At 36.8% G+C, this 26,087-nt stretch carries 25 protein-coding genes; 8 read left to right on the forward strand and 17 right to left on the reverse strand.

Annotated features, from left to right (window positions below; all coding sequences use genetic code 11):
* Positions 1 to 493: 493 nt before the first annotated feature.
* The 3 genes from H514_RS24370 to H514_RS0112530 form a co-directional block, all read right to left on the reverse strand.
* Entirely contained in the window at positions 494 to 634 is a 141-nt protein-coding gene (locus H514_RS24370) for a YvrJ family protein (protein ID WP_081673014.1), read from the reverse strand.
* A gap of 78 nt (positions 635 to 712) precedes the next feature.
* Positions 713 to 928: a DUF2922 domain-containing protein gene (locus H514_RS0112525; RefSeq protein WP_027447274.1), complete on the reverse strand. Its 216-nt coding sequence runs from the start codon at positions 926 to 928 to the stop codon at positions 713 to 715.
* A gap of 34 nt (positions 929 to 962) precedes the next feature.
* The gene (locus H514_RS0112530; RefSeq protein WP_027447275.1) at positions 963 to 1,193 is read right to left on the reverse strand and encodes a DUF1659 domain-containing protein; all 231 of its coding nucleotides are present in this window, start codon (positions 1,191 to 1,193) and stop codon (positions 963 to 965) included.
* A gap of 263 nt (positions 1,194 to 1,456) precedes the next feature.
* Between H514_RS0112530 and H514_RS0112535 the strand changes: the two genes are divergently transcribed.
* From H514_RS0112535 to H514_RS0112555, 5 genes are all read left to right on the forward strand, one after another.
* A complete protein-coding gene (locus H514_RS0112535; RefSeq protein ID WP_027447276.1) occupies positions 1,457 to 3,736 on the forward strand; it encodes an S-layer homology domain-containing protein in 2,280 nt (759 codons plus the stop codon).
* A 331-nt stretch (positions 3,737 to 4,067) separates the two neighbouring features.
* Positions 4,068 to 5,231, forward strand: coding sequence for an FxLYD domain-containing protein (locus H514_RS0112540; RefSeq protein WP_027447277.1), 1,164 nt, complete (start codon positions 4,068 to 4,070; stop codon positions 5,229 to 5,231).
* Between the two features lie 19 nt (positions 5,232 to 5,250).
* Positions 5,251 to 6,480 carry a S1C family serine protease gene (locus tag H514_RS23010; protein ID WP_081673015.1) on the forward strand — a complete coding sequence of 410 codons (1,230 nt, stop codon included), beginning with the start codon at positions 5,251 to 5,253 and terminating at the stop codon, positions 6,478 to 6,480.
* A gap of 240 nt (positions 6,481 to 6,720) precedes the next feature.
* On the forward strand, positions 6,721 to 7,227 hold the full coding sequence (locus H514_RS0112550) for a TQO small subunit DoxD (protein WP_027447278.1): 507 nt from the start codon (positions 6,721 to 6,723) through the stop codon (positions 7,225 to 7,227).
* A gap of 131 nt (positions 7,228 to 7,358) precedes the next feature.
* Positions 7,359 to 8,108: a sulfite exporter TauE/SafE family protein gene (locus tag H514_RS0112555; protein WP_027447279.1), complete on the forward strand. Its 750-nt coding sequence runs from the start codon at positions 7,359 to 7,361 to the stop codon at positions 8,106 to 8,108.
* Here H514_RS0112555 and H514_RS0112560 read toward each other — a convergent pair.
* Together H514_RS0112560 and H514_RS0112565 are read right to left on the reverse strand one after the other, a co-directional pair.
* A complete protein-coding gene (locus H514_RS0112560; RefSeq protein WP_027447280.1) occupies positions 8,105 to 8,635 on the reverse strand; it encodes a hypothetical protein in 531 nt (176 codons plus the stop codon). The genes H514_RS0112555 and H514_RS0112560 overlap by 4 nt on opposite strands.
* Before the next feature lie 112 nt (positions 8,636 to 8,747).
* Positions 8,748 to 9,254: a hypothetical protein gene (locus H514_RS0112565; RefSeq protein ID WP_027447281.1), complete on the reverse strand. Its 507-nt coding sequence runs from the start codon at positions 9,252 to 9,254 to the stop codon at positions 8,748 to 8,750.
* A 453-nt stretch (positions 9,255 to 9,707) separates the two neighbouring features.
* On the opposite strand from H514_RS0112565, the gene H514_RS0112575 reads away from it, so the two are divergent.
* The gene (locus H514_RS0112575; protein WP_036842974.1) at positions 9,708 to 11,186 is read left to right on the forward strand and encodes a phytoene desaturase family protein; all 1,479 of its coding nucleotides are present in this window, start codon (positions 9,708 to 9,710) and stop codon (positions 11,184 to 11,186) included.
* A gap of 202 nt (positions 11,187 to 11,388) precedes the next feature.
* On the opposite strand, the gene H514_RS0112580 is transcribed toward H514_RS0112575, so the two are convergent.
* Positions 11,389 to 13,314, reverse strand: coding sequence for an endonuclease MutS2 (locus H514_RS0112580; RefSeq protein ID WP_027447283.1), 1,926 nt, complete (start codon positions 13,312 to 13,314; stop codon positions 11,389 to 11,391).
* A 425-nt stretch (positions 13,315 to 13,739) separates the two neighbouring features.
* Positions 13,740 to 15,758 carry a sensor domain-containing diguanylate cyclase gene (locus tag H514_RS23995; RefSeq protein WP_051255136.1) on the reverse strand — a complete coding sequence of 673 codons (2,019 nt, stop codon included), beginning with the start codon at positions 15,756 to 15,758 and terminating at the stop codon, positions 13,740 to 13,742.
* Positions 15,759 to 15,999: 241 nt separating this feature from the next.
* Between H514_RS23995 and H514_RS24375 the strand changes: the two genes are divergently transcribed.
* The gene (locus H514_RS24375) at positions 16,000 to 16,137 is read left to right on the forward strand and encodes a YjcZ family sporulation protein (RefSeq protein WP_081673017.1); all 138 of its coding nucleotides are present in this window, start codon (positions 16,000 to 16,002) and stop codon (positions 16,135 to 16,137) included.
* Positions 16,138 to 16,189: 52 nt separating this feature from the next.
* Here H514_RS24375 and H514_RS23020 read toward each other — a convergent pair whose 3' ends face one another.
* The 10 genes from H514_RS23020 to H514_RS0112635 form a co-directional block, all read right to left on the reverse strand.
* A complete protein-coding gene (locus tag H514_RS23020) occupies positions 16,190 to 18,169 on the reverse strand; it encodes a sensor domain-containing protein (RefSeq protein ID WP_051255137.1) in 1,980 nt (659 codons plus the stop codon).
* 34 nt (positions 18,170 to 18,203) lie between these two features.
* Entirely contained in the window at positions 18,204 to 19,568 is a 1,365-nt protein-coding gene (locus tag H514_RS0112600; RefSeq protein ID WP_027447284.1) for a TrkH family potassium uptake protein, read from the reverse strand.
* Between the two features lie 116 nt (positions 19,569 to 19,684).
* The gene (locus tag H514_RS24380; RefSeq protein WP_407946849.1) at positions 19,685 to 19,804 is read right to left on the reverse strand and encodes a diguanylate cyclase domain-containing protein; all 120 of its coding nucleotides are present in this window, start codon (positions 19,802 to 19,804) and stop codon (positions 19,685 to 19,687) included.
* Between the two features lie 131 nt (positions 19,805 to 19,935).
* Complete coding sequence (locus H514_RS23025) at positions 19,936 to 20,724, reverse strand: arylamine N-acetyltransferase family protein (protein WP_051255138.1); 789 nt, start codon at positions 20,722 to 20,724, stop codon at positions 19,936 to 19,938.
* A 12-nt stretch (positions 20,725 to 20,736) separates the two neighbouring features.
* The gene (locus H514_RS0112610; protein WP_027447285.1) at positions 20,737 to 21,168 is read right to left on the reverse strand and encodes a YwpF family protein; all 432 of its coding nucleotides are present in this window, start codon (positions 21,166 to 21,168) and stop codon (positions 20,737 to 20,739) included.
* 41 nt (positions 21,169 to 21,209) lie between these two features.
* On the reverse strand, positions 21,210 to 22,232 hold the full coding sequence (gene moaA / locus H514_RS0112615) for a GTP 3',8-cyclase MoaA (RefSeq protein WP_027447286.1): 1,023 nt from the start codon (positions 22,230 to 22,232) through the stop codon (positions 21,210 to 21,212).
* A 56-nt stretch (positions 22,233 to 22,288) separates the two neighbouring features.
* Positions 22,289 to 23,560, reverse strand: coding sequence for a molybdopterin molybdotransferase MoeA (locus H514_RS0112620; RefSeq protein WP_027447287.1), 1,272 nt, complete (start codon positions 23,558 to 23,560; stop codon positions 22,289 to 22,291).
* Between the two features lie 114 nt (positions 23,561 to 23,674).
* A complete protein-coding gene (locus tag H514_RS25300; RefSeq protein WP_267879773.1) occupies positions 23,675 to 23,809 on the reverse strand; it encodes a hypothetical protein in 135 nt (44 codons plus the stop codon).
* 116 nt (positions 23,810 to 23,925) lie between these two features.
* Entirely contained in the window at positions 23,926 to 24,066 is a 141-nt protein-coding gene (locus tag H514_RS24695) for a hypothetical protein (RefSeq protein WP_154657377.1), read from the reverse strand.
* Positions 24,067 to 24,422: 356 nt separating this feature from the next.
* Positions 24,423 to 24,971 carry an HD domain-containing protein gene (locus H514_RS0112635; protein WP_027447288.1) on the reverse strand — a complete coding sequence of 183 codons (549 nt, stop codon included), beginning with the start codon at positions 24,969 to 24,971 and terminating at the stop codon, positions 24,423 to 24,425.
* Positions 24,972 to 25,142: 171 nt separating this feature from the next.
* On the opposite strand from H514_RS0112635, the gene H514_RS0112640 reads away from it, so the two are divergent.
* Positions 25,143 to 25,892 (forward strand): SDR family NAD(P)-dependent oxidoreductase, encoded by a 750-nt coding sequence (locus H514_RS0112640; protein ID WP_027447289.1) that lies wholly within the window; start codon positions 25,143 to 25,145, stop codon positions 25,890 to 25,892.
* Positions 25,893 to 26,087: the final 195 nt, after the last annotated feature.

Here is a 26,087-nt window from a genome sequence, read left to right on the forward strand (position 1 = left end):
TGGAGTCAACCCGTTCCACAGCCCACCTTAGCCGAATGGAGACTAACGGAACCGCCGTAGTTCTGGAGAGGATGTTCTGATTCCAGGTAGTATAATCCTATCATGACGAGGGTCGGAGCAAATTCTATGAATAAGAATTCTAATCCATATGAGATGGGAAAGTCCAAATTATGGTCCGTTAATCTCCATAATCGCGTGGAGGGAAGGAAACGGCAAACTGTCGTGGTAACAAAGGGAAGACGAGACCCCGCAGGCACGAGTAGGCTCGGCTTTTCTTCCACAACAGGCTTGCCGTTTCACTGACCGCAACAAATTACTTTACAGCAACGGACTCCTCTCAGTTTCAAGTCTTCTACAATCCTGCCAAATAGTTGAACAATACTCTCCCTTATATTTCTTACAATAATAGAAAAAGCAGCTCAATTAAGAAGTACAACGAACAATTGCACCTCAAAAATGAACTACTCACTCTAAAAATTCTCTTCCATTAAACTCAAGAAGGTTTCATTTGATCGGCAATTTTATGGATACTTGATATCAACATATCCAACTTGCCTTCCATTCGATGTAGCAAATAAAAAGTTACTACAACTGGGAAGCCAACCTCTGGAAGCCATGTCATCCAACTCTCCATCAACTCCTCTCTCCTTTCCTCATATATAATGTATAAAAAGGGAGCAGTTTCCCCTGCTCCCTTTCCTCCCTTCCATGATTATAGGTCAATTCCAAATACATTACGTTCTACAATGCGAGCTTCTTTCTTGGCAACTAAATCCCCACCACTTGAACCAAAACAATTTTGGGTAATAATTTCATCCATTGCTTGGTTAATGGCTACTGGATCTGCTGGTTCAACAGGTTGATCCAATGAAATCGTAACCGTTCGATTATCTGTATTGTAAAATTTCAACTCTAGCTTTTTCGCCATGTGTCTCCCTCCTTTCTATAAATGTTCCATCAAATTAAACTGAAGTACCGGATGTAACAACACTTGTGTCATCACGCTCAATTCCAGACAGCTGTAGTTGCTGTAAAGGAACCAAAGCCATCGTCACTGCGTACAGCTGATCCGTTGTAGAAGATGTTTTCACATTGTTAAAGTTCTTGTTGGAGAAAAGGGGTTTCCCCTCTTCATCTAAACCATCTTCAAAAATCAGTTGTAATCTTGAATCTGTCATAGTAGCTAATGCCATGAGTACCTCACCTCCTTTCACTTATATAATCAATAGAACTTGGTAAGGAGGTGTCGCTCTTTTTTAAAGAAAACTTGCCGAGTGGCAAGCCTTTTAAGGCGCAGACAGAGGCTTAGTTGCGCTTATACTTCATACTTTCAAAATTTTCACTACGTCGAATTGCTCCGTTGCTAAAATTTTATGCTTTTTAATGTGCAAAAAATCTGTAACGTTTTCTCACTTCAAACGACAAACTATATAGAAATGGAAAGGGAGGAAATTATATGAAGAAGCAAGCAATTGTTCTTCTAGCGGCAGGAATCAGTTTTTCTAGCCTTAGCCCAATGGAAGCAAATTTAATTCACGCTGAAGAATCAAACTCGAAAGTAGAACAACAAAACGAAGCTGTTAAACGTCAAGTTCCTAAACAACAAGCACTTAAGGTTGCAGAAAACTTCTTTAATGTGACATTTAAAAGCCCGAATTATCGCTATGATCAAAAATGGTTCAGAACAGAAACACCTGTGTGGAATATTAGTTATGAAGAAAAAACGGAAGAAGGAAATACTTCAACACGATATAACATCACGATAGATGCAGTGAATGGGAATATCATGGAAACTCGATATAACAGAGTACCAATAGAAGATCAATCCTTTTCCTACCCACCAAAGGTGAATTGGAAGGAAGGGCAAACGAAAGCGCACACAACCGTTTTGAAATACTTTCAAGACATCGTTAAGCAAGTGAAATTTGATAAATCAAATCAACCAACAAAACCATCACTGAGCGACAGAGTAACTTATACATACCAATACAACCGCATTGTTGATGGTGCACCTCTTCAGGACAACTACATCCGAGTCCGAGTAAATGGTAACAATGAGTTAGTTTCGTTTAGTAGTAGATGGAATCCAAATATTGATATTGAAGAACAAAATGTCGAGGTTACAAGTGAAGATGCATTGAAGAAATTTGAGGAAAAACTTCCTGTAAGCATGCAATACAATACGTTAAACCGTTATTATCGACCTTCTAGTGATGAATCGAATGAAATGGTTTTAGAGTATGACTTAAACGAGGCATATCCATACCTTGATGCTACATCAGGTGAATGGTTAAATCGAAAAGGTGACATAGCAAACCAAGAAGAGAAAGTCCAACGAGAATCGATCACTGATCAACCTCTAGAACCAATCAGAATGATCAAAAGTATTATGAAGGAACCAGAAGCGAAAGATCTTACGCAAAAATTAGTGAATATCCCTGAAAATATGTCACTTGATAATGTAGAATACCATCAAAATGAACACCAACCCACTAGCTGGGAATTTACCTACATCGATCCGAATCAAGATGGTAAGGAATATGAGAAAAAACGAATTCATGTAAGAATTAACGCTACAACAGGAGAAATTTATTCCTATAACCTCAATGATCGTTCTTTATATGAAGACCTTGACTCAAAGAAAGTAAACCTAACTTATGAAGATGCTCAAAAGAAAGCTATTGATTATGTTAAAAAGTTTGCACCAAGTAAAGCACATAAGGTATATCTTCAATCAAATCCAAATGAAAATGAAATTAACGAAGATGTTAAAGAACGTAAGCAATACTCCTTTATCTTTCAGAGACAGGAAAAAGATATCCCTGTCGTAAGCAATTCCATTCGAGTAACCCTTTCTGCAGTGAATGGTGAGTTGGTCCGTTTCTACCAAGATTGGGAATCCAATGTATCGTTCCCTTCACCTGAAAATGTCATTTCGAAAGAAGAAGCATTTCAACGATTCTTAGAACGATTTGATATTCAACTAGGATGGAAACAGTTGCAAGAAAACAACGATGAAAAACAAAACAATAAGCAAGAAGCTTACCGGAAAGTTTACTATTTAAATAACTTAAATATTTTTGACCAATCCGTTTATTTAAACGCTAAGACGGGAGAGTGGCACTCAAACTCAGATGGAGAAGTTGTCAAGGTAAATCAAGAAGCAAAAGATATCGAAGGTCTTCCACAAGAAAATGCTTTAAAGCTCATGATTTCATATGGAGCTATTCCTGTAGATGCTGAAGGGAATGTTCACCCTAATGAGCCTATCACGAGAGGTGAAATGGTTAAAATGCTTATGCTAGCAAACAACCCAGACCCCGTTTATTATCAAAACATGGCTGACAAATATTCAGCTGAGGAAGCAAGCTTTAAAGATGTTGGTGCAAATAGTCAATACTTCTCCTTTGTAGAGGAAGCCATTCGTGAAGGATATTTAGATAAAGAAGATGAATCATTTAAACCAGATGAACTTGTAACACGACTTGAATTGGCAAAGTTAATTGTTCACGCACTTGAATATGATGAGCTTGCGGGTCATTCAGACATGTTCAAACATCCTTTTAAAGATATTTCAACAGATGAAGCCAAGGGTTATGTATCCATCGTACATTATCTAGATATTATGTCCACTAACCAAGATCATGATGAGTTTAAGCCAAAACAAAACATTGACCGTGCACATGCTGCTCAAGTGTTCTTTCAATACCTTAAAGCCAGAAGTTCATTAGATTAAAGGCATATAAAAATCCTACCATTTTAGAATGGTAGGATTTTCTAATATTTACCCACGATCAAATATACAATATCCAATATTCACAAGTAAGATTATGATACATATTGTTCCCATGACTGCTGTATACATGTTGCAGCACCCCCTACTATGTACTTTCATATTTATTTTATCAAAAATAGAACAAAAATATTTAGTTTTTTAATACAAAAATTAATGAATTAAAAAAATCTTAATGATCCTTCCTCCATTAACAATAAATGGGTACTTCTACACTTCTTTCTATGATAAAATACTAGTAGCTATCGAGATACGCTGAAAGAAGGTGAAACATATGGCACATTGCCCTTATTGTGGGACAAAAACCAATGAAGACGAAAGCTTTTGCGTTCATTGTGGTAAGTTCCTACCAACAGACCTAAAAGAACGATCACAAGGATATCAATCTAAAGGATTTAACCGCTGGTGGATCCTCCCTATAAGTGTGTTTATTCTTTCAATTATTGCTTTAGGAAGTATGTATGCTCTCTTTGAAGAAAAAACAACTCAAGCGAAAGAAAAGTTTAACCAAGGAGAAGCATTAGCACTTAAAGGAAATTATGATGAGGCACAAGATTACTTTAATGATGCCTTAGACCTTAGTTACCAATTCCCTGCAGCGATACAAAACAAACAATTTTTAAAAGTTGCTACATTAGTCAAACGTGACTTAAATGAAGCCAAGAGCATGAATGAAGAGGAAAATTTTCAAAAAGCATTAGAATTTATAGACAAGGCTGAAAAGCGACTCAAGAACTATAATGGGGATGCTGTAGAACAGTTAGTGAATGACATTACTAACGCTCGTAATCAAACGAAATTATCTCATTTACAGTTTTTAATGAAAAAACAACCATCCATTGATGAGCAAAAAACGTTGTTATGGCGTGCAGAAGCCATTCAACATGAAGAAGCTAAAGCCATTGCAAACCAAATTCGTAAACGAATCGTTTCTCATGCTTTTTCAACAGCAAATGAAGAGCTTAAGCAAAAGCAATATACCAAAGCTCGCTCTATTGTTGAAGAAGGCCTGCGCTACGCACCTGATAGTGAAAAACTACAAAGTATGAAAATCACTATCGAAAAAGAAAAAGCCGCATTTGAAGAAGCACAGAAAGATCGAATAGAACAGGCAATGGAAGCTGCAGAAAAAGAGCGTGAAATAAACAAAAAAGATGCAGTAGAAATCGTAAGTGTAGAAACAAAACTTGATGAGTATGGGGACCTTGTCGTTAAAGGAAAAATTAAAAGTGTTGCAACAGTACCCATTAGTTCTGTTTCGATTAAGTACAAATTATATAACAAAGACGGAGAAATGGTTTTAGAGAATGATGTGTACACATATCCTGATACCCTTTACCCAGATGAAATTGGGAAATTTGAATTTACCCATTATGATGTAAACGAAAAACTAGAAATCAAAAAAGAAGAAATTAAACCAACCTGGTTCTTAGACTAGACCAGTATGGAGTGAGTGTATGAGAAAAAAACATATAGTAGGTCCAATCATTCTAACTATTCTTCTACTAGCAGTTGTTGGCGGAGCAGGATATTGGATGACAGCAAAGATTTATCAAAAACCTATTCAAGCTAGCAGTTCAATTGCTGAAGAAGTAAAAAGCGATAATGAACCTAGAGAAGTGGATTTAAAATCACTTATTCATGAAGCTGAAAAAAATGTAGTACAGATTGAAGCCAAAGCTGAATGGGGTAACAGTATCGGTTCTGGGTTTCTATACAATGAAAAAGGCGACATTATTACCAATGCCCATGTTGTAAAAGATTCAGAATCAATTTATGTGAAAACAGCCAATGCCCGAACATACCCTGCAGCACTGATCGGAATCGGTAAGGAAACAGATATAGCCGTTATTCGCGTTCCTCAACTTGCCAATAGAACGCCAATGAAAATTGGAGAGAATGTAGCTGAGGTTACAGATGAGATCATTGCAGTTGGAAGTCCTTTAGGTCTTCAGAATACTGTAACCACCGGCATTATTTCAGGAACTGAGCGTGACTTTGCAATTGATGAATTTAAATATGAGAATGTATATCAGATCACTGCGCCGATTACACACGGAAATAGCGGTGGCCCACTCATTCATAAGCCATCAGGTAAAGTGATCGCCATTAATTCAGCCGGCACTGAAAAAGCTGGTATTGGATTTAGTATTCCCCTAAGTAGTGTCATGGATCAGATTGAATTATGGTCAGCCCAAGCTGAAAATCAAGAATTAAATTATGATGGTCAAACAAGTGCTACTACTCAAATCGATCCTAAACAACTTAAAGAAGACGCTCGCTATTTATATGGTTATTTTAATGAAAGTTTATTAATGCGAGATTATATTAATGCTTATGCCCTTCTTGGGAGTGAGTGGCAATCGAAACAAACCTATCAAGACTTCCGTGCAAAATACGTTCACACCATTGATATTACATTTAGCAATGTGAAGCTATCTCTTGATGAAAATAACCGGGTTCATATCTCCTTAACAACGGATAATGTCATTCGAAATTCTGATCAATCCAAAGTAACAGAACGGTATGAATGTACGTACACAATTGGTTATGAAAATGATCAGTTGAAAATTCTATCCGGAAAACGTGAGCTCATCTCTTCTACCCCACACGAAACTGAGAATCCTGATGAAGAACAAGAAAATAATTCTTCAGATAATGAAACACAAGAAGATGAAGCTGCTTAAAAAAACTTGAGCTGGAACAACCCAGCTCAAGTTTTTTTGTGCAATATTGTCTATCACTTGTCACTAAATTTACATAGGTTTTCAAACGGTTTGTGAACAACTTCACAATTCCAACAATCTTTTTAGCGAACGATATATAATGAAATTGTAAAGGAGGAACAACTTCTTAGATGCCGGCTTACAGATCTTGATCCTCCCTATTCACCTAAATAACATTGAGCATTTAAAGGAGTGGGAACTATGTTTAACACATTCTTAAGAAACAATCAGGTTGTGGGGATTATTTTAACTTTCCTACGCGTTTACCTTGGTTATACGTGGTTTACGGCTGGGTGGGGAAAGCTGACAGGTGATGGATTTAACGCGAGTGGCTATTTAAAAGGAGCCATAGGCAAAGCAACAGGAGAACACCCTGCTGTTCAAGGCTGGTGGGCTACCTTTTTAGAAAACGTTGCTCTTCCAAATAGTGAATTATTCAGCTTCCTTGTAATGTGGGGAGAGATATTAGTAGGCATTGCACTTATACTAGGGGTTTTTACAACTTTTGCAACTCTGATGGGACTTACAATGAACTTCGCATTCTTGTTTAGTGGCACTGTGAGCACAAACCCTCAAATGGTGATCATCGGAATCATCTTGTTGGTTGCTGGTTATAACGCTGCAAAATTCGGTTTGGATCGTTGGATTCTCCCTTTATTAAAAAAGCAACTTCCTAAAAGGGAACAAAAAAATGAACAATACGCATAATCTTTAAAAGTCGTAGTGGTATAAAAAACCACTACGACTTTTTTAATCAGAACAATCGCCTCTTCTTCTCACGTTTGATATAGTTTACGAGTATTGCAATTTTTTGTGATTGAGAAGAAAGGGTTTTTGATATGACTGTATTAGATGCTTTACTTATTTTTGTTGTAGGGATAGGCGCAGGGTTTATAAACGTTCTTGCAGGTGGTGGCTCATTACTAACATTACCAACATTAATATTAATGGGACTTCCTTCAGCATTAGCTAACGGAACGAACCGCGTAGCTATCATCGTCCAAAACATAACAGCTATTGCTTCATTTCGTAATAGTGGAATCTTTCATTGGCGTCTTGGTATATTTTTAGCCATACCGGCTGTGGTCGGGTCAATTATTGGATCCAATTTAGCCATTCATTTATCTGACCTATGGTTTAATCGCATTTTATCTATCGTAATGGTTCTTGTTTTAATCACCATGATCTTCAAACCACAAAAAAAGCTTCACCATGAATCGATAAATATGACAATGCCCAAGCGTATCTTGTTATTTTTCATTTTCTTTATCATTGGTGTTTATGGAGGGTTTATACAAGCTGGTGTCGGTTTGGTTATTGTCACCATGCTAACACTATTTACAGGGCTTAATTTAGTACATAGTAATAGTTTGAAGGTTTTTATTGTGGCCATTTACATTGGATCATCGCTTTTCATTTTTATTCTTAATGATCAGGTTCATTGGGGATATGGTTTAACTTTGGCCGCTGGAAATAGTCTAGGTGCGATTTTTGCAAGTAAATTTGCCATAAAAAAAGGAGAAGGCTTTGTACGATGGGTTATGATTACCGCAGTCGTATTAATGAGCCTCCGCCTTTGGTTTGTTTAATAGTTCAGTTCAATTCCCCATAAAGGTTTTGTAATATGTTCTATAAGAACAAAGATAATGTGTGAATGTTCTTTTGTAACATAGCCTTCTAAGCTTTGAAAGAGCGTGCCATTAAAATGATAAAAGTCTAATGGCAGATCCATAGGGGCGTACAATAAAATGGGCTCGCTCTTTCCTTTGTATGGTAAACGTTTTGTAACTTCATCACCATAACGTGCTTTAATGGTGATTAATGGCTTTGAGACATCTAAATGAAGAGTATGAAGAAACGCCTCCTCTTTGGGAGGTTGTTCTTCAAAACTCATAACATACTGCTCTACAGCCCCTCCAGTTCTGAAGAAAATATTCAATCCACTTTGTAAAGAAAAAGACTTCCCTTCTATACTGAATTCAACTTGATTCACATGTTGGTACTCTCCAAAAGGAAGAGACACATCATTACTTAGTTTGATCGAAACGCCTGTTAGATTGACAATCAATGGCTGCTTTTCGTTATATGCTCCTATTTCGAGATATGAAGCGTTCATGTATTCATCATCTCCCACGTTTCAGCCTATAGAAGGATACTATTTTGATCTTATGCTCACTAGAAAGAATTATGAGGATGTTTCATCATACATATGTAACCCATCTATTACACTAGGATTCAGATTGCAGAATATCCTCTTCGATCCATCTGGAGAGCTCTGGTATAGCTTCAACATCCATCTTGTTCAGCAATACAACATCTGAGCCATTCAGCATGACCACATCAAGATTTCCGTCTACAATAACAGCCACATAATTGGGAACAGGTGATACAAGAATATCGTCAATGGATTGTTCTTGATTCTCATAGTAATCTAGTATCAATTGTCTTTCAGCTTGACTTAGCGTCCATTTTTGCTCGGTATTCTTTTCAACAGAAGACTTGTGAGATGCTGCTTGCTCTGGTACAGCACCTGATCGGTACTTTAACAGCCACTCAAATAACTGAGAGATCGCAAGTAAAGGTAAAAAACCTACAATGCCTATGAACATAAATAAAAACGCAATCAGCCGCTGATCCGATATAAATAGGATTAACCCTATCAATATTCCTACTATTAAAATGATAAGAGATACTACTTTCCAAACCATAGGTGTATAATGTTCGTCAGTTGACATGAGTTTCGCTCCTCAATAAACGCTTTTATAATAGTTACTATACCATAAGTTTATGGGTCCATATACCCGATAACTAAGCTTAAATTAGCCTGTAGCCGATCCATAAAGCATTACACTCTACATTGTAGTTCCTTTTTTAATACAATAAAGGAAATCATGTCATTCTAATAGGAGTTCAATTCATGAGTCTATGGATCTTTCGAGTGTTTTTATTTTTCTACTTATTACTTGGCTTTCATTCTACTTCAAACAAATTAAAGGACGATTTGAGATAAGGAGAATTGTATGATTCCTGCTAAAAAAAGTAGATTTTGGGCCTGGGGTTTCGATCAAAAAAGCATCCTATTTTTAAAAGGATTGGTGGTTTGCTATCTTATTAATTCTTGTTTTATGGAGATCGATGTATACATCAATCTCAGGCAAAACATATAAATGGAAAGGACGGTCGTATCAATGAAGACAGTTGCTATTATAGGTGGCGGTTTAGGTGGCTTAACAGCCGCTATTACATTAGCTTCATCAGGTTATCATGTGAAACTTTTTGAAAAAAACAGCCACTTCGGGGGCAAGATGCTGGCCGTTGATCAAGAAGGTTACCATTTTGATTTTGGTCCAAATACCATTACCTTGCCTCATGTATTCCAAAATGTTTTGGAGAAAGCAGGTTTAAATCCGAATCATTATTTCACTTTCGAAAAACTTACACATCACACACGTAATACCTTTAGTGATGGATTGAGCTTTGATCTATCATCTTCAGAATCTTATATGACCAACCAATTAAAACAACTCGACCCTAAAGGAGCAGCGAAATATAAAAGCTTTATCAAGGATATAGAAAAGTTATATTCCCTATCGAATCAACACTTCTTCCACCGAACATTTCAATCATGGAGAGATTACCTGTCACCTCAATTAGGAAATGCATTGAGAAAAGTAAAACCAACTAGGACGTTACATGATTTTTACGAACAATACTTTCAAAACCCACGTATTATTCAAGCACTCGATCGTTATGCAACCTATATTGGTTCAAACCCTTATGTAGCTCCTGCAACATTCGCCATGATTGCTTATCTGGAACTGGTTGATGGAGTTTATTATACGAAGGGTGGCAATACAAACATTGCAAAAGGCTTCGTTCATGCTGCAAAAGATTTAGGGGTAGAGTTATATGCAAACGCTAAGGTGAGACAATTACATGTGCATCAAAAACAAGTAGAAGGTGTAGTATTAGAGAACGGAGAAACAATCGAAGCTGATGAAGTCATTATAAATGGAGATTTGTTAAAAGCCTATCCCGACCTGGTCTCTGAAGAGCATCGTCCTCACTTTTCTAATCAGAAAGTACGTGAATTTGAACCCTCTATTTCAGGGTTTGTCATACTAGCTGGATTAGAAGGGAGAATACCTGACCTTCACCATCACCATGTATTCTTTTCAGGAAACTATAAGAAAGAATTTAAGCAAATTGAAAGTGGTCATTATGCTACAGAGCCAACGATCTACATATGCACATCTTCTAAAGTTGATCCTGACGTTTCGCCGAATGGAGATAATTGCTTCATTTTAGTAAATGCTCCTCCTACTTCTGTTGGTGAAGATGATGATTTGGATCCTGAAGAATATAAACAGGTGATTTATGATCGGTTGAAATCTTTTGGGATTGATATTCAGTCTAAATTAAAGTATGAACAAGTATGGACCCCTGAAGATATTCGTGACAAATTCGGCGCATTTCGAGGTTCGCTTTATGGTCCAGCTTCCAATCGTAAAGTGGATGCATTTGCGCGTCCGTTTAACCGCTCACAAGACATTCAAAACCTCTACTTCGCCGGCGGAAGCACCCACCCTGGAGGAGGTTCTCCAATGGTTGTATTAAGTGGAAAGAACGTTGCCGAGGCTATTGTGAAGAAGCATGGCGGAGGGTGAATCTTTTAGTCTGGTTTACGAGAGTTATGCAGTTATACGAAATGGCAGTTATTTTGAATAAGCGAGAAAGCGATTCCATTTCTTAAATATGAGGATGGTGTAAAAGACTTGTTTTTCTTCTGCTCCTCCGGAAGTAAATCATTGAAAGGCACCTTTTAAAAGGACGAATAAGGTTGATAACACCTTATTCGTCCTTTCGCATTTACTCTTCTTCAAGCCATAAATCCTCGACATGTTTACGATCTAATTGCTTTCGAACTTTACGATATTCTTTAGATTTGAAAATAATATCAAAATCATAATCATCAGGATATAATTCTTTAGCTGGAATATGCAGTTGGATACGTTTATGGTTAATCGTGTGTTTTTCTCCTTTTATTTGTACAACATAATTTCCTTTTGAATCAGGACCTTTATACACAATTCCTGTATCTCCTGTAGCAAGCACCGTTACATTGTCCCCCATATCATACCTCGTTACGCGATCTTCAGGCTTCACTCTCTCTTTTTCGGATGATTGACGGGCATAACGATTTGTAGCTATTTGTTTAGCTAGTGCTGAATGATCTACACCATCAACTGGAACATAAGACTTTTCCTCTTTATAAGAGATTGAATGAGCTTTCTCGATAATCTCTGGATGCATGCCTAATTTAAGTGCAATTTGAAACGCTTGACTCTTACCAGTTGTCCCTAATAACAATCGATAGGTTGGACGTAGGGTTTCTAAATCAAACTCCATTGAACCATTCATAAACCCTACTCTTTCTTCAGCAAAATCCTTCATTTCATTGTAATGAGTTGTGGCAAAAATGGTCGCGCCTTTTCCATATAATTGATCCAGTATAGCTGTCGCTAACCCCATACCCTCAGTAGGATCTGTTCCAGAGCCTAACTCATCTAAAAGAACAAGACTATGATCATTCGCTTCCTGTAAAATTTCAATAATGTTCACAAGTCTAGAGCTAAACGTACTTAAGTTTTCTGCAATGCTCTGTCCATCACCAATATCAACAAAAATATGATGAAACAGATGTAGGGTACTCCCCTCATCTACCGGGATATGCAATCCTACTTGAGTCATGTAGGTAAGCAATCCAACGGTTTTCAAAGTGACGGTTTTTCCACCTGTATTAGGACCTGTGATTACCAAAGCATAGTGATTCGGATCTAAGCTAACGTTTAGAGGGACTGCATCGTTTCCTAAGAGCGGATGTCTCGCATTCATTAGTTTTATTTTATAGTCTTCATTTACAACAGCTGGGGTACCTTGAAGACTCTTACTGTAATGAGCTTTTGCAAAAATAACATCGTACTGATGCATCGTTTCAACTGCAATATTTAAATCCTGTTCTTTCTCTAAAACAAAACCGGTTAAATAGTAAAGGATTTGTTCAACCTCTTTTTCTTCAGCAAGGCGTAACATCTCTAGTTCTTCCTGCATGTTTGTTACCTCTTCAGGCTCTATAAAGACGGTTGCACCAGAAGAGGATGAATCAATAACTGTTCCTTTTACTTTATTCCGATAATTTGCTTTTATAGGGACCACAAACCTCCCATTCTTTTCTGCCACCACACGCTCCTGCATATACGATGAGAGTTTATTGGATTTGGCAAGGTGGTTGATCTTATCTTTCAGTTTTGTTTGATGACTTTTCATTTGTTTACGTATTTTCGTTAACTCTTTTGACGCATAATCATCTACTCTACCATGACGAAGACAGCTCTGAATTTCTGTTTCTAAATCACTAAGATCTTCAATTGATTCAGCATAAGTTGAAATTGTTGGACCAGCGTATCTTTTGTCCTTCATAAAACGCTTTAACTTAGAACAATGATCTAAAAATGACTGCAACTTTTGAAATTGGTCTGGTCTGATAAACATGCCTTTTTTAGCTTGTTCTAACATGTGAGTGACATCATCTAAGCTATGAACCGGTACACTTGAACTGATTTCTAATATGTTCACTGCTTCACTCACTTCCTCTAACCATCGCTCAATCTGCTTTTTATTCAGTGATGGTTGGAGTTGTTGAATGGTCTCATTCGCTTTATGTGTAAGGGCATAATGCGCTACTTCCTGTAAAATCAAGTCACACTCTAAAGCTTTATACGCTTGTTTATTCAATGTGGGTTCCTCCTCAAATACTCTTTTAAAAATAAAAAAAGCTGCAATGAACAAAGCTCATTGCAGCAAACTTACGATTTATCATTCAATCGCTAGGGGTAGCCGACCAGAGGACAATCTGTTACAGATATCCAAAAGTTGGCTATAGAATAAAAAAAGACTGCGACAATAGTGTCACAGCCTCTTCTACCTACCCAAGAGTTTTGCTATGATTCATTGTTCTTAACTACTCAAAAAAAGTGCGTAACGAACTAAACTTGCACATCAAGCAAGCTTACAACTTTTTTTGAGACCGTATTTGGTTACGGGTTAGTTAAGAACAACAACCTTCATAAAACATACTCCTTTTAAGTAGAGTCGATTGAATGATATTCATTAAATATATCGTTAATCCCATTGTATGTTAAAATGGTTCACTCGTCAATTTAACAAGTGGAGAAACGTTGCACATATACTTGGTCTTTTCCATTCTCTTTAGCTTCATACAACGCTTGATCTGCTCTTTGTACAAACGCTGTAATTGATTCAGTTTCATCAGGGACACGGTGAATCATTCCTATGGAAATCGTTACATAATCACTAATCTCTGAAGCACGATGGGGGATTTTTTCATTTTTGACCCTGTTTCTTAATGCTTCAGCTTTTTCTTCTGCCTCATTTAGGTGTAGGTTTTCATAAATGATAGCAAATTCCTCTCCTCCATACCGAGCAATAAATCCATCATGTTTTTCTACCTCATTCTGAAGGGTGGAAGCAATTTCTGCTAAACAATCATCCCCATGCAAATGCCCATATGTGTCATTAAAAGGCTTAAAGAAATCAATATCAATCATCATAAAAGTAATGGAAGTTTGTTGTTCTAAAGCATTCGTCCATGATTTATCTATATACTTTTCAAACAATCTGCGATTTGGAATGTTGGTTAAACTATCTTTAAAGGACATCTCCTCTAATTTTTGATTCGCTTTTTGAAGATTTCGTTCAGCATGCACCCACTCTGTAATGTCATGTATAGCCCCAGTATATCCTTCTAAATTTCCTTGATCATCAAATACAGCTGTACAATAAAACTCTACAATACGCTCTCCTCCATTTTTTTGCTTGTATCGTACTTGGTGCATTGTATAATCTAACTCTTCATTCATAAGGGCACGTAACATGCGATAGAGTTTCATGCGATCCTCTCTGTGAACGAATGACATAAAATGTTTTCCAATCGCCTCCTGGACTGTATAACCTGAAACTTTCTCCCATGCTGGATTAAGAAAAACCCAGTACCCTTTTGGATCGATTTGATAAACGACTTCAGTAATATGATCTACAATATTTTTATATTGTTTCTGTGTTCTGCGCATCATTTTCATATTGTATTGTAATTGTACAATCATTGATTGAAAGCTTTGTGCCAACTCTCGAAACTCGTATGCTGAACGATTAAAAACAGTAAAATCAATGTTTTGATTCCATTTCCCGTGCCGAATTTCTCTAGCCTTTTCCGCCAGAAGATGCAAAGGGTGATTAATCCGTTGTGCTATACCAATAAAAAGGACAAAGCCAATCGCGTAAACAGCTAATACATCCATGCAGAAGACAAATAACTGGATATAAAGGGAACTAAACACTTGTCTTTTATTTCGTTCTGATACGATAAACCACCGTTCTTCATTTACCCAGCTGTAACTTGCATACATTTCTTCTTGTTGATCTTCATAGGATTGCTGAATCGGGTTATGTGCTAGCGCTTGCTCATATAAATATGTATCACGGATATTAGTTCTCCCTAAATTGTCAGGTTCTAATAAGGACCCTTCTTTTGTAACAATATATGTATGATTAGAACCATCCTCATCATTAAATAAGGAGGTCATTACATCAACTTTTACTTTTCCATATAATACTCCAACGAAATCCCCTTTCACTCGAATGGGAGCGGAAATGATGAAAAACTTTTGATGGTCTTCCTCAAAAATGGAACTTATATACGTGTCTTTCTCATTTGCTTCTTTAAAGAACTTTTCATTTTTAACAGATCCTTCCTGATTGAATCCATAGACGACTTTTCGATCTTCTCTACGGATTTGAAGTTTAACATCTCCGTTTTCATTTGTTTGAGAGATAGAATGAAAAGCAGGGTTACCAAACAAGATATCTCGATATATCCATAAGCTGTTGTCCTGATTGCTAATCATTTGCGTCGCTGTCATGGAGGATAGAAGCTTAACATCCTGTTGACGTTCCTCAAGCCAATTCTCTAACTGTTCCTTCTCCAAATGAACTTGCTCTGAAAGCTGTTCCATAGTTGTGCTTTTTCGATCATGCGATTCCATCCAATAATAAGGGATAATCGTCAAAATGGTGACGAGGAAAAGGAGCAAGAAAAACCAAAAAAGTAACTTTGTTTTAACTTTATGAATCCCAAAAAATGATTCAATTTTTTCCATCATAATAAAACGTCCTTTATCTATATACATGACTTTTTGACTAGTCTTCTATCAATCATTTTACACTATTTTCATAATGCTTTCATTCGAATTTTTAAAATATTCCATTTTTAAATCGAAGTTGAAGCTTTAATTCTCTCATTTATAAAATGAAATAAATTTATTAATTTGTAGACACACGTCCAAACATAGCCAGACATATTTCCATATTGTATTAGTGTAAGATTTCAGGAGGTGATTTTGGATGCCTTATGGATATGGATTTGGCGGATTCGGCGGTGGCTATGGCTGTGGCTACGGCGGTGGCTATGGCGGTGGATTCGTTTTAATTGTAGTATTATTCATCCTTCTAATCATTGTGGGAGCATCTTTTTATTACTAGAATTGGAAAAGTCCTTCTCATTTGAGAAGGACTTTTTATTAAAATTAACCTATTAAACTATTTTTGGGAAAAAACGATCTAATTGATGAGGTGGAAGAGGCTTGCTAAAATAATAGCCTTGCATTTCATCACACTGTTCCGTCTTAAGGAACTCAAGTTGTTCTTCAGTTTCCACACCTTCTGCGATCACTTTCATGTTTAAGGAATGAGACATATGAATAATAGATTTGACAATAGCCTCATTTTGTTTACGATTCTCATGAATGAAAATTCGATCAATTTTAAGCTTACTAATCGGGAACTGACTTAAATATTTTAGCGATGAATACCCTGTTCCAAAATCATCTATAGAGACATGCACACCTAAAGCACGTAAACCTTCTAATGTTCGAAAAATATCTTCCTCATTACTCATGGCCATAGATTCAGTAATTTCAAGTTCTAAATAATTCGCATTCAATCCAGATTCTTTTAATATATTCTCAACTTTATCCACTAAATCCTTCTGGTAAAATTGTTTAGCAGATAAATTAACTCCCACTACAAAAGGGGGATACCCTTGCGCCTGCCAAGTTTTATTTTGAAGACAAGCTTGCTTTAATACCCACTCCCCAATTTCAAAAATAAGTCCAGTTTTTTCCGCTAGTGGAATAAATGTTGCTGGTGGCACATATCCCCACTCAGGATGTTTCCACCGAAGCAAAGCTTCAAGACCAACGATTTGTCCGGTTTCAATGTTTTTCTGAGGTTGATAATGAAGTTCTAATTGGTCTTCCTTCAGTGCTTTTCTTAATTCAGTTTCCATGGTTAAAATCGTCTTAAAATCCTTAGAAATCGATGATTCAAACACTTTGTAATGGTTTCGATTATTTGCCTTGATCACGTTCATAGCTGAATCCGCATGCTTAACCAAGTCGTTCGAATCACGGCCGTCGTCAGGGTAATTACTAATACCAATTGAAACGGATGTAAAAAGTTCTAACCCTTCTACTTGTAAGGGAGATTCAAAGGATTTAATGATTTTTTGAGCCAAATGTTCAGCCTCTGTTTTTGATTGAATGCCTTTTTGTAAAATTAGAAATTCGTCTCCGCCCATGCGAGCTATAAAATTATGTTCATCATGATGCATTTTTAATTGCTCTGCAAACGCATACAATAATTTATCACCGAATACATACCCTAATGTATCATTAATTTGCTTAAAGTAGTCGATGTCCATAAAATGCACAGCTAACTGTTCTCCACTATGTTCAGCCTGTTGGATTGCCTCTTTAAGTGTTTTCATAAAGTAAGTGCGATTCGGAAGATCTGTTAATTCATCATAATAAGCCATAAACTCAATTTGCTTTTCCTGTTCAACACGGTCTGTAATATCTCTTACAATTGCTCCGCGTAAAACTCGATCTTGATATGGATATGGATGTGCCATGATTTCAACATGTATTATTGTTCCATCCTTCTTAATACCCGTAAGTTCATATGGTTTATCTGGGAACTGATCCATCATACTTTGAAGTTTATAAGAACTGCGAGATTCTACAAAATCAAACGCATTACGATGAACCATTTCTTCAACCGTGTAACCAAACATTCGGGCAAACGTTTCATCACAGTCAATAATATTACCTCTGTCATGAAGGACAATGCCTTCAAAGCTGCTTTGTGTGAGTTTGTTCATATGTTCTTTAGCTTGCTTTACCTTATCATTCAAGGAAACGGAATGAAGAATTATAGAATAAAGGTCTTGATCTTTAGCATGGTTGATTTTCATGGATTTCACATGAATATACCGTTTAGAGCCGTCTTTCACCTCTAAAAGTGTATTTGTTTCCTCTTGGCTCATTAAGATATCAAAATCAAAATAATCTCTAACATTTACAGACATATTTTCAGATGTCCTTAAAAGATCCCAAGCAGATTGATTTGCTTCAACGATCGTACCTTCTCCATCAACAAACAGGATAGCGTCTTGCACTTGCTCTAGTAACCATCCATGTATAGGTAGCTGTAACTGATTGGATGGATTCGACATTCCGTATTCCCCCTAATAACCCCTGAGTATGTCTTTAACCAATAATAATTCGCTCGGTAGGATAATGATATCTTCCGCTTTTTTTGTCTTTTTTAAATGTAAATAAGAAGGATAGGATGCCTATACGTCCTATAAACATTAGCGAAACTAAAACAAATTTACTAATACTGGTTAGTTCTGACGTAATTCCCATTGATAACCCCGTGGTACCGAATGCGGATGAAACTTCAAAGATAATTTCGATCAGCTTAAAAGGCTCAACGATTGTAAGGATGACTACGCCTATAAAACAAGTAATTACAGCCATAATGGATACAACTACAGCTTTGATTAAATCTTCATCATGTACTTCCCGACCAAATATATGAATGCGTTGTTTCCCTCTTGCAAAAGTAAGTAGGAAAATAATGACTAATGCGAATGAGGTAGTTCGAATACCTCCTCCAACACTACTTGGAGAAGCACCAATAAACATAAGAGCAGACATGATGAATTGAGTCTGTTCTGTAAACTGACTCACATCCATTGTCGATAACCCTGCACTTCGAGTAGTGACTGATTGAAATAAAGAATAAAAAATAATTTCATGCCATGATCGACCAGCAAAATAATGATTAAATTCTAATAAAACAATGACTAATGTTCCTACTATAACGAGTACTAAAAACGTAACCGTTGTGAGCTTCGTAAATAATGAAAATCTCATAAACCTTCTTTCTTCAACAGAAGAAAACAAATAATCTCTTACTTCAATTAATACAGGAAAACCAATAGCCCCTAATATGATTAAAACAATATGGACAAATTGCACAAAATAATCATCTTGGAAAGGAATTAAGGATTGACCTGTAATATCAAAACCACCATTCGTTGTAGCACTAATAGAAGCAAAGAAACCTTGAAAATAAGCTTCTTGCCATGTAGGGAAATATTGTAAATAGTATGTTCCTAATATAAAAAATCCAACTAACTCAATAGCTAGGATCATAAATAAAATTTGCTTAATTAAGCGGACCATACCTTGGAAGTGTGTTTGGTTTTGGTCTGTCATGATTAATCTACGCTCACGTAAACCAATTTTCTTCCCTAAAACAATCCAAATGAACGTTCCAAGTGTCATGATCCCAATGCCACCAAACTGAAGTACTGCCGCTAATAGAAATATTCCAGTAACACTAAAGGTCTCTGCTGTTGGTACTACTGTAAGCCCTGTTACACTAACAGCACTAACAGCGGTAAAGATTAAGTCAACAAGTGAAAGGGATACTCCCTCTTTATGAGCCACAGGAAGACCTAATAAAATACAAGCCGTTATTGCGGCTGTCCCATAAAATAATACGATAAGCTGAACGGGTGATAGGTTATTCATCCAGCGTAAACTACGTTGTCTTACCCACATACTAAGTTTCTCCTTTAATTGCTATAATTCCTGCTTATTCGATTCTTTCTTCCATAATTATAGCAATCATTAATGCTAATATCGGTACATTACCCGAATTATGAAGGGGACATTTGCTAATTATGGAAGTGGTATTGATTTTTCCCTTGATTCTTAGCTTCATACATAGCCATATTCGCATGTCGTATCAGCTCATCTTGTGTAATTCCATCTCGAGGATACATACTAATACCAATTGATGCTTATGTGATCCGGAAGAAAGACAAAAGGCAATGAAACAGTCTCGTTCAACCGGTCTGCTAATAGCTTAACATGTTTTATATGTTTTAAAGAAGATTTAAAAAAAGATAAGGTTATTTTGTTAACCTTACCCTTCTTTGAACATATGACTTGAGTTGCTAATATTGTGTAATTCACGTTTAGGTATATGTGTATAGTTTTCGATCATATTCAAAATTTCTTCTTGATGATGTAACAAACGTCTTGTTCTAGAACGGTTCTTTGTAACCGTAATATCTTTATCAGTAATGGTAACCCGGCCATCCATTAACCTTTTCGTAACGATTAAACCATTTGTAAACATAGACTCTGTAGATGTTTGCGTATAATGAGCCGCTTCATAAAATTGTTCATATGTAAACGGAGTCAGTGTAAATCTAAACTGCGTTCTCCAATATCCTTCATACCTCTGTAAATCAAGTTCATTTTCTACTTTTTTTATACGATAAAGGCCACTTGCATCTCGATGTTTCTTTCCGTTTATAGGTATTGGTTTTATAAAGGAGTCACCAAAACCCACATCAACTAAATACGGCCGATCCAGATATACGACATTTGTGGCATGGCTATTTGGATAAGCCCATGTACCATCCTTTTGTTTAACCGTTGCTGCAATCAGGTCAACGTTATACCCTAATTGGTTAAGCAACAAATTAAACAACCCATTTAACTCATAACAAAAGCCGCCTCGCTTACGCTGAACGATTTTTTCGTAAAATTGATCCGTGTCAAGATCAATATAACGACCTGTAACCACATCAATATTTTCAAACGGAACAGAATAAAGGTGGGCTTTCATTAATTGTTCCAACCCTTTTAATGTTGGCTCAGGAGGCTGTGAAAGACCAATTCTGGAAATATAAGATTGAATGTCCATCCTATCTCTCCCTTAAACTTTTGTTTCAGAATCTTCCACATGTTGTTTAAACTTTTCTAATAGCTCGTCACCCTGATACCCTTCCTCAATCAAGTTTTGTAACAATTGTTCTACTTGTTCTTTTTTATAATCTAAAATCGTTCCCATAAAGAGGACATTAAAACCTTCACCAATCTCATTTAAGGTTAGAAGTTTCACTAAAAAATAAGCAGGTTGATTAGATGATTTGGAAATCTTAGCTTCAAGTACAAACTCTTCCCCATCTTCTTGAAGACCTTTAAAATAATCCAATTGTTGAGCACCTACATAGGCTTCAATCAGCCATTGATTTTGCTCATCTTCCTTATTGATAATTAATCCATCAATAAGAGGTATTGTTTTCTTTTCAAAACCTTCTTCTAATTCATGAACGACATTTAGTTTAATCAATTTAAATGTTTTCATAATAGCTCCTTCTCTTATCTTTAATATAGTGAACTTCTTTTCTATCCTCCAATATAGGACATCTCAATCTTCTTATCCTTTGGCGTTTTTCCTTCAGCACGATCTGCAGAATAACGATCATCTCGCCTTGTCCAGCGCTTCATGATTTCTAATTTCAAACCATGATCAGAAGTTCCATCTCGTAATAGGGATCGGATATCATAACCTCCTGAGGCAAATAAACAATGATAAAGCTTACCATCTGCTGAAAGACGTGCTCTCGTACATGTGTCACAAAAGTGGTCTGTTACAGAAGAAATGATCCCAACTTCTCCCTCACCATCTTGATAACGATAACGAGATGCTACTTCTCCATAATAATTCGGGTTAATCGGTTCGAGTGGCATATGTTCATGTATTTGGTCAATGATTTCACGCTTAGAAATGACAGAATCCATATTCCATCCATTCGTATTACCGACATCCATAAATTCTATAAAACGCAAGATATGCCCTGTTGCAAGGAAATATCGTGCCATAGGCAAAATTTGGTCATCATTCATTCCTTTTTTAACAACCATATTTACTTTCACTTGCAATCCTGCATCTTCTGCAGCTTGGACACCCTTTAATACGGGCGATGTTTTAACGCCTCGACTATTAATAGACTTAAATACCTCATCATCTATTGCATCTAAGCTTAAGTTAATTCGATCTAGTCCAGCTGCTTTTAGTGCTTCAGCCTGTTTAGGGAGGAATACGCCATTCGTTGTCAAGGCAATATCATGAATACCTTCAATTGCATATAACCGCTCTATTAATTCACTTAAATTTTTCCGTAGCAGTGGTTCTCCTCCTGTAATACGTATTTTTTCAACCCCTAAAGATGCAAATGCTTCAGCAACACGAACAATTTCATCGTAGGATAACCGCTCTTCCTGGCTTAGAAATTGGTAGCCTTCACCAAAAATTTCTGCAGGCATACAGTATGTACAACGGAAATTACATTGATCAATAACAGAAATTCGTAGATCTTTTAACGGACGCTCAAATTGATCGGTTATAGCAGTACCTGTGGTATCCATCTTTTGCTCCCTCCCTCTTGTTGTTCGTTATTACTATTCATTTTACAAGTCTAACCCTAGAATGTCCAAGTGTCGGCCTGCCCCTCATTTACTTCAATAAGAAGAGCATCAATTAAATAACCTTTTTCATAACCTCTTGTGCCTCCTGGAAGCATCATAAATGCGTTCGCACTTGCTAACGACGTAACAACAGATGACTTATCAAGGCCAGATGGTTGAATGTATACATTCCCATCCTGATAATAAAGGTTTGAGCGAACGAACCGAGTAAATGGGTTCGCTTTTGGAAAATCAGCTGCAAGATAAGCTTTGATCTTAGGTGGGTAAGGCTGTTTAGAACCCATTAATGAGCGAAGAATTGGACGTGTAAACAATTCAAACCCTACATAACAAGCTGAAGGATTACCTGAAAGTCCGAATAATAATTTATCACCTTTTGATGCTACAGTGGTTACGCTTCCAGGTCTCATCGCTACCTTATTAAACAATACATTTGCACCTAATTCTTGATAGATATCAGGCATTAAGTCATAATCCCCAACAGAAACACCACCTGTTGTTATCATTAGATCTACTTCTTCAAGGGCTTTGGATATTGCTTCAAATGACGTTGCAAAATCATCTTGAAGCGTACCGTAGAATTGAACCTCTCCCCCAGCACGTATGATTTGAGAAGCAACCATAGAAGCATTCGAATTACGAATTTTCCCAGGAACTAAGTCATCTTCTACTTGCAATAACTCTGTTCCTGTTGTAAATAAACCTACCTTTGGACGCTTTGCTACTGTGACATAAGCATAACCAAATGTAGCTAGTAATGCTTTCACTCCTGGATTGATTGATGTGCCTTTATATACAAGCTTGGTTCCTTCTTCCGTTTCAGAACCTTTTACGTTTACATTATCTCCTGGGTTCATGCTTCTTTTGATCGACATATATTCTTGACCCTGGTCTTCAAATGTTTGGCAAATCTCAAACATGGCTACACAATTTGCCTCTTCTGGAAGCTTGGCGCCTGTCATAATTCGAACAGCTTCTCCTTTTTGAAGAGGTTGAGTAGCTACTTTTCCAGCTGAGATATGTTCGGTAACCTTAAACGTAATTGGATTTTCCTGGCTCCCAGTTGCAGTATCCTCTGCACGGAAAGCAAATCCATCATACGGTGATTTATTAAAGGGTGGAACAGCATGCGTAGCGACGATGTCCTCCCCTAAGATCCGGCCATCACTATCTTCAAGTTTTACTGTTTCTTGAATACCTTCTTCAGCAAACTGCATCACACGTTCCACAGCTTCTTGAACTGCAATTGGATTTCGTTTTTCAACCATCAGAACCTTCCTCTCAACAAAGACTTCCTTTACAAAACGTATCAAATTTGGTGTTTTAACTCCAACTATTTACCTTATTCATTCTAAATAGAAAAGCTGGGTATAACACCCAGCTTAGTAATAAAAGTATTTGTTTTTCTGCATCATTAGACGTTCTGTTGCTTCTTTATACTGACGTTCAGAACGCATAATATCTTGCTTTGATCTTCTTTCAATTGTTATGGTAAACAATAAAAATTGTAATTGCATGAGTTATGTCTCCTTCCATTTACTTTGTAACTAACCGGTATCTTTCTCCGCATTAATCCATGCCATAAATTGTTGTAGTCGAATCATTGTTCATCCATTCCTTTCATTTCATTATTTTAGAATTCAGAAATAAAGTTTGCTTTACGATCCATAAGCTGTTCTTCTGGGGTGACATCATAAAACGGCGAACGATTCGTCTGGTGTTGTTTGTGTTTCTTTGCAAACGTAATCGTAAAAATAAAAAATTGTATCGTCATGTGAAGTTCCTCCTTTTATTTATTTTATTTATATAAAAGGGTAGCCCCTTTTATCGCACAAAAAAGCCGTAACAAGATGCTACGGCACTAATGAAACATATAAAAAACCGCAGGGCACACCTACGGCATTACAAATAAAACATATAAATCCGCAGGCCATTCAACCTGCAGCTTCTTAATGGTTATTGATGAATTATGACATAATTCCACGACGAGCCAAGGTCGAATGATACATATTCAGTTGATTCGTTTGATTCTTTAAGTTTTTCATCTTGTTCGACCTCGCTTTCGTTTTATTTTTAACACAAATAAAGTATATGCAACTTACCATGAAATGTAAACCATTTTAATCAAATTTATCCAATAAATTTATTTGGAACAGTTTCTTTTGATAAAATCGTATCTATTTGCTGATCAAGTTTGTGTAACTCTTGAATAGCTTCACTAACTTCCATTTGTTTATAATGATGCAATCCTTTTGGTTGTTCATCCTTATTATCTGCTTGTGTGATCACTTCTTGAAGAGGTGTTTGCTTTCCTTCTAAAGAAAACGGCAAGTACGAATCAGTGTGTAAAAGGATTGCAACGGATATTTCCTTGGCTGCTACACGATCCTCTCCTAATCTAATGAGAAGTTTATGAGCACGCTCAGCACCTTTTATCGCATGAATATCATTTTGACGGTACTCATCGTAATCCCATTCCCCTTCATTGTTATACCATTCATAGTGGCCAATATCATGAAGCAATGCTGCCTTCGCTGCATGATCTACATGAACCCCTTTATCCACAGCGATTTCAAAGGCATATTGAGCAGCAGTTACCGCATGATGAACACCTGAACGACGAAGGTATTTTCTTGTAATGTGATGCTTGAAAATATCGACTAAGTTGACCTTCCTCATTGAAATCCCTCCGATTAGTTTTCAGAATAATATATCACAATGTATATAACGTAACAATCTTTTCTTTATGTTTTCCCCTAGTCCCTTGTTACAAACGTTCATTTCTAGTGTTTAAGATACAAAGAGATAAGGTATAAATGGTAAGGAATTGAAGTAAGAGGAGATGGTCAAATGAAATTTATAGGTGACTCTGTCTTAATTACAGGGGCTAGTAATGGTATTGGAAAGTCCCTAGCTAAAGCTTATGCAGATGAAGGTGCTACTGTTCTTATGATTGATAATGATAAAGGGAATGGTGAAAAACTCGAAAATGAAATTCGTGAGCATCACGAACATGCTTATTTTATATATTGTGACCTGCGAGATCCCAAAGAAATCGAAAACCTTTTCCACTATATAGATGAACAGCATGATACCCCCTCCATATTGATAAACAATGCAGGAGTAAGCCGTTTTGAAAACATTTTTGATTTAACTGTTGGGGAGTGGGACAATACCATTCAAACGAATTTAAGAGGCACATTCTTATGTTCCCAGCAAATAGCTATGCGTTGGAGAGATGAAGGAATCCATGGACGCATTGTGAATATGGCCTCCACTAGAGCTCTCATGTCTGAACAGGACTCAGAGGCTTATGCAGCTTCAAAAGGTGGCATATTAGCCTTAACCCATTCGCTAGCTATGTCATTGAGTGAGTATCAAATAAGAGTGAATTCTATTAGTCCAGGTTGGATCCAGACAGAAGCTTATGAAGAACTGAGAGATATCGACCACACCCAACACCCTTCCAAACGAGTAGGACATGCAACAGATATCGCAAGAGCTTGTTTTTACTTAAGTGATAAGGAAAATGCTTTCGTAACAGGAGAGAACTTAGTGGTTGATGGGGGTATGACGAAGAAGATGATTTATGAACACTAGAAGATAGGAAGAAATGTTAGGTAACAAGCAGTTTAGTTTTAAGTGTGAGAACATGATTTTCACCTTAACTGAACTGCTTTTTTGATATTCCTTTAAAGCCCCCTTATGTGGAAGACTTGGTTTCGAGATAATAATGTGAGGAGTCCGTTGCTGTTGAGTAATTTGTTGCGGTCAGTGAAACGGCAAGCCTGTTGT

Source organism: Pontibacillus marinus BH030004 = DSM 16465 (assembly GCF_000425225.1).
GTDB lineage: Bacteria > Bacillota > Bacilli > Bacillales > BH030062 > Pontibacillus > Pontibacillus marinus.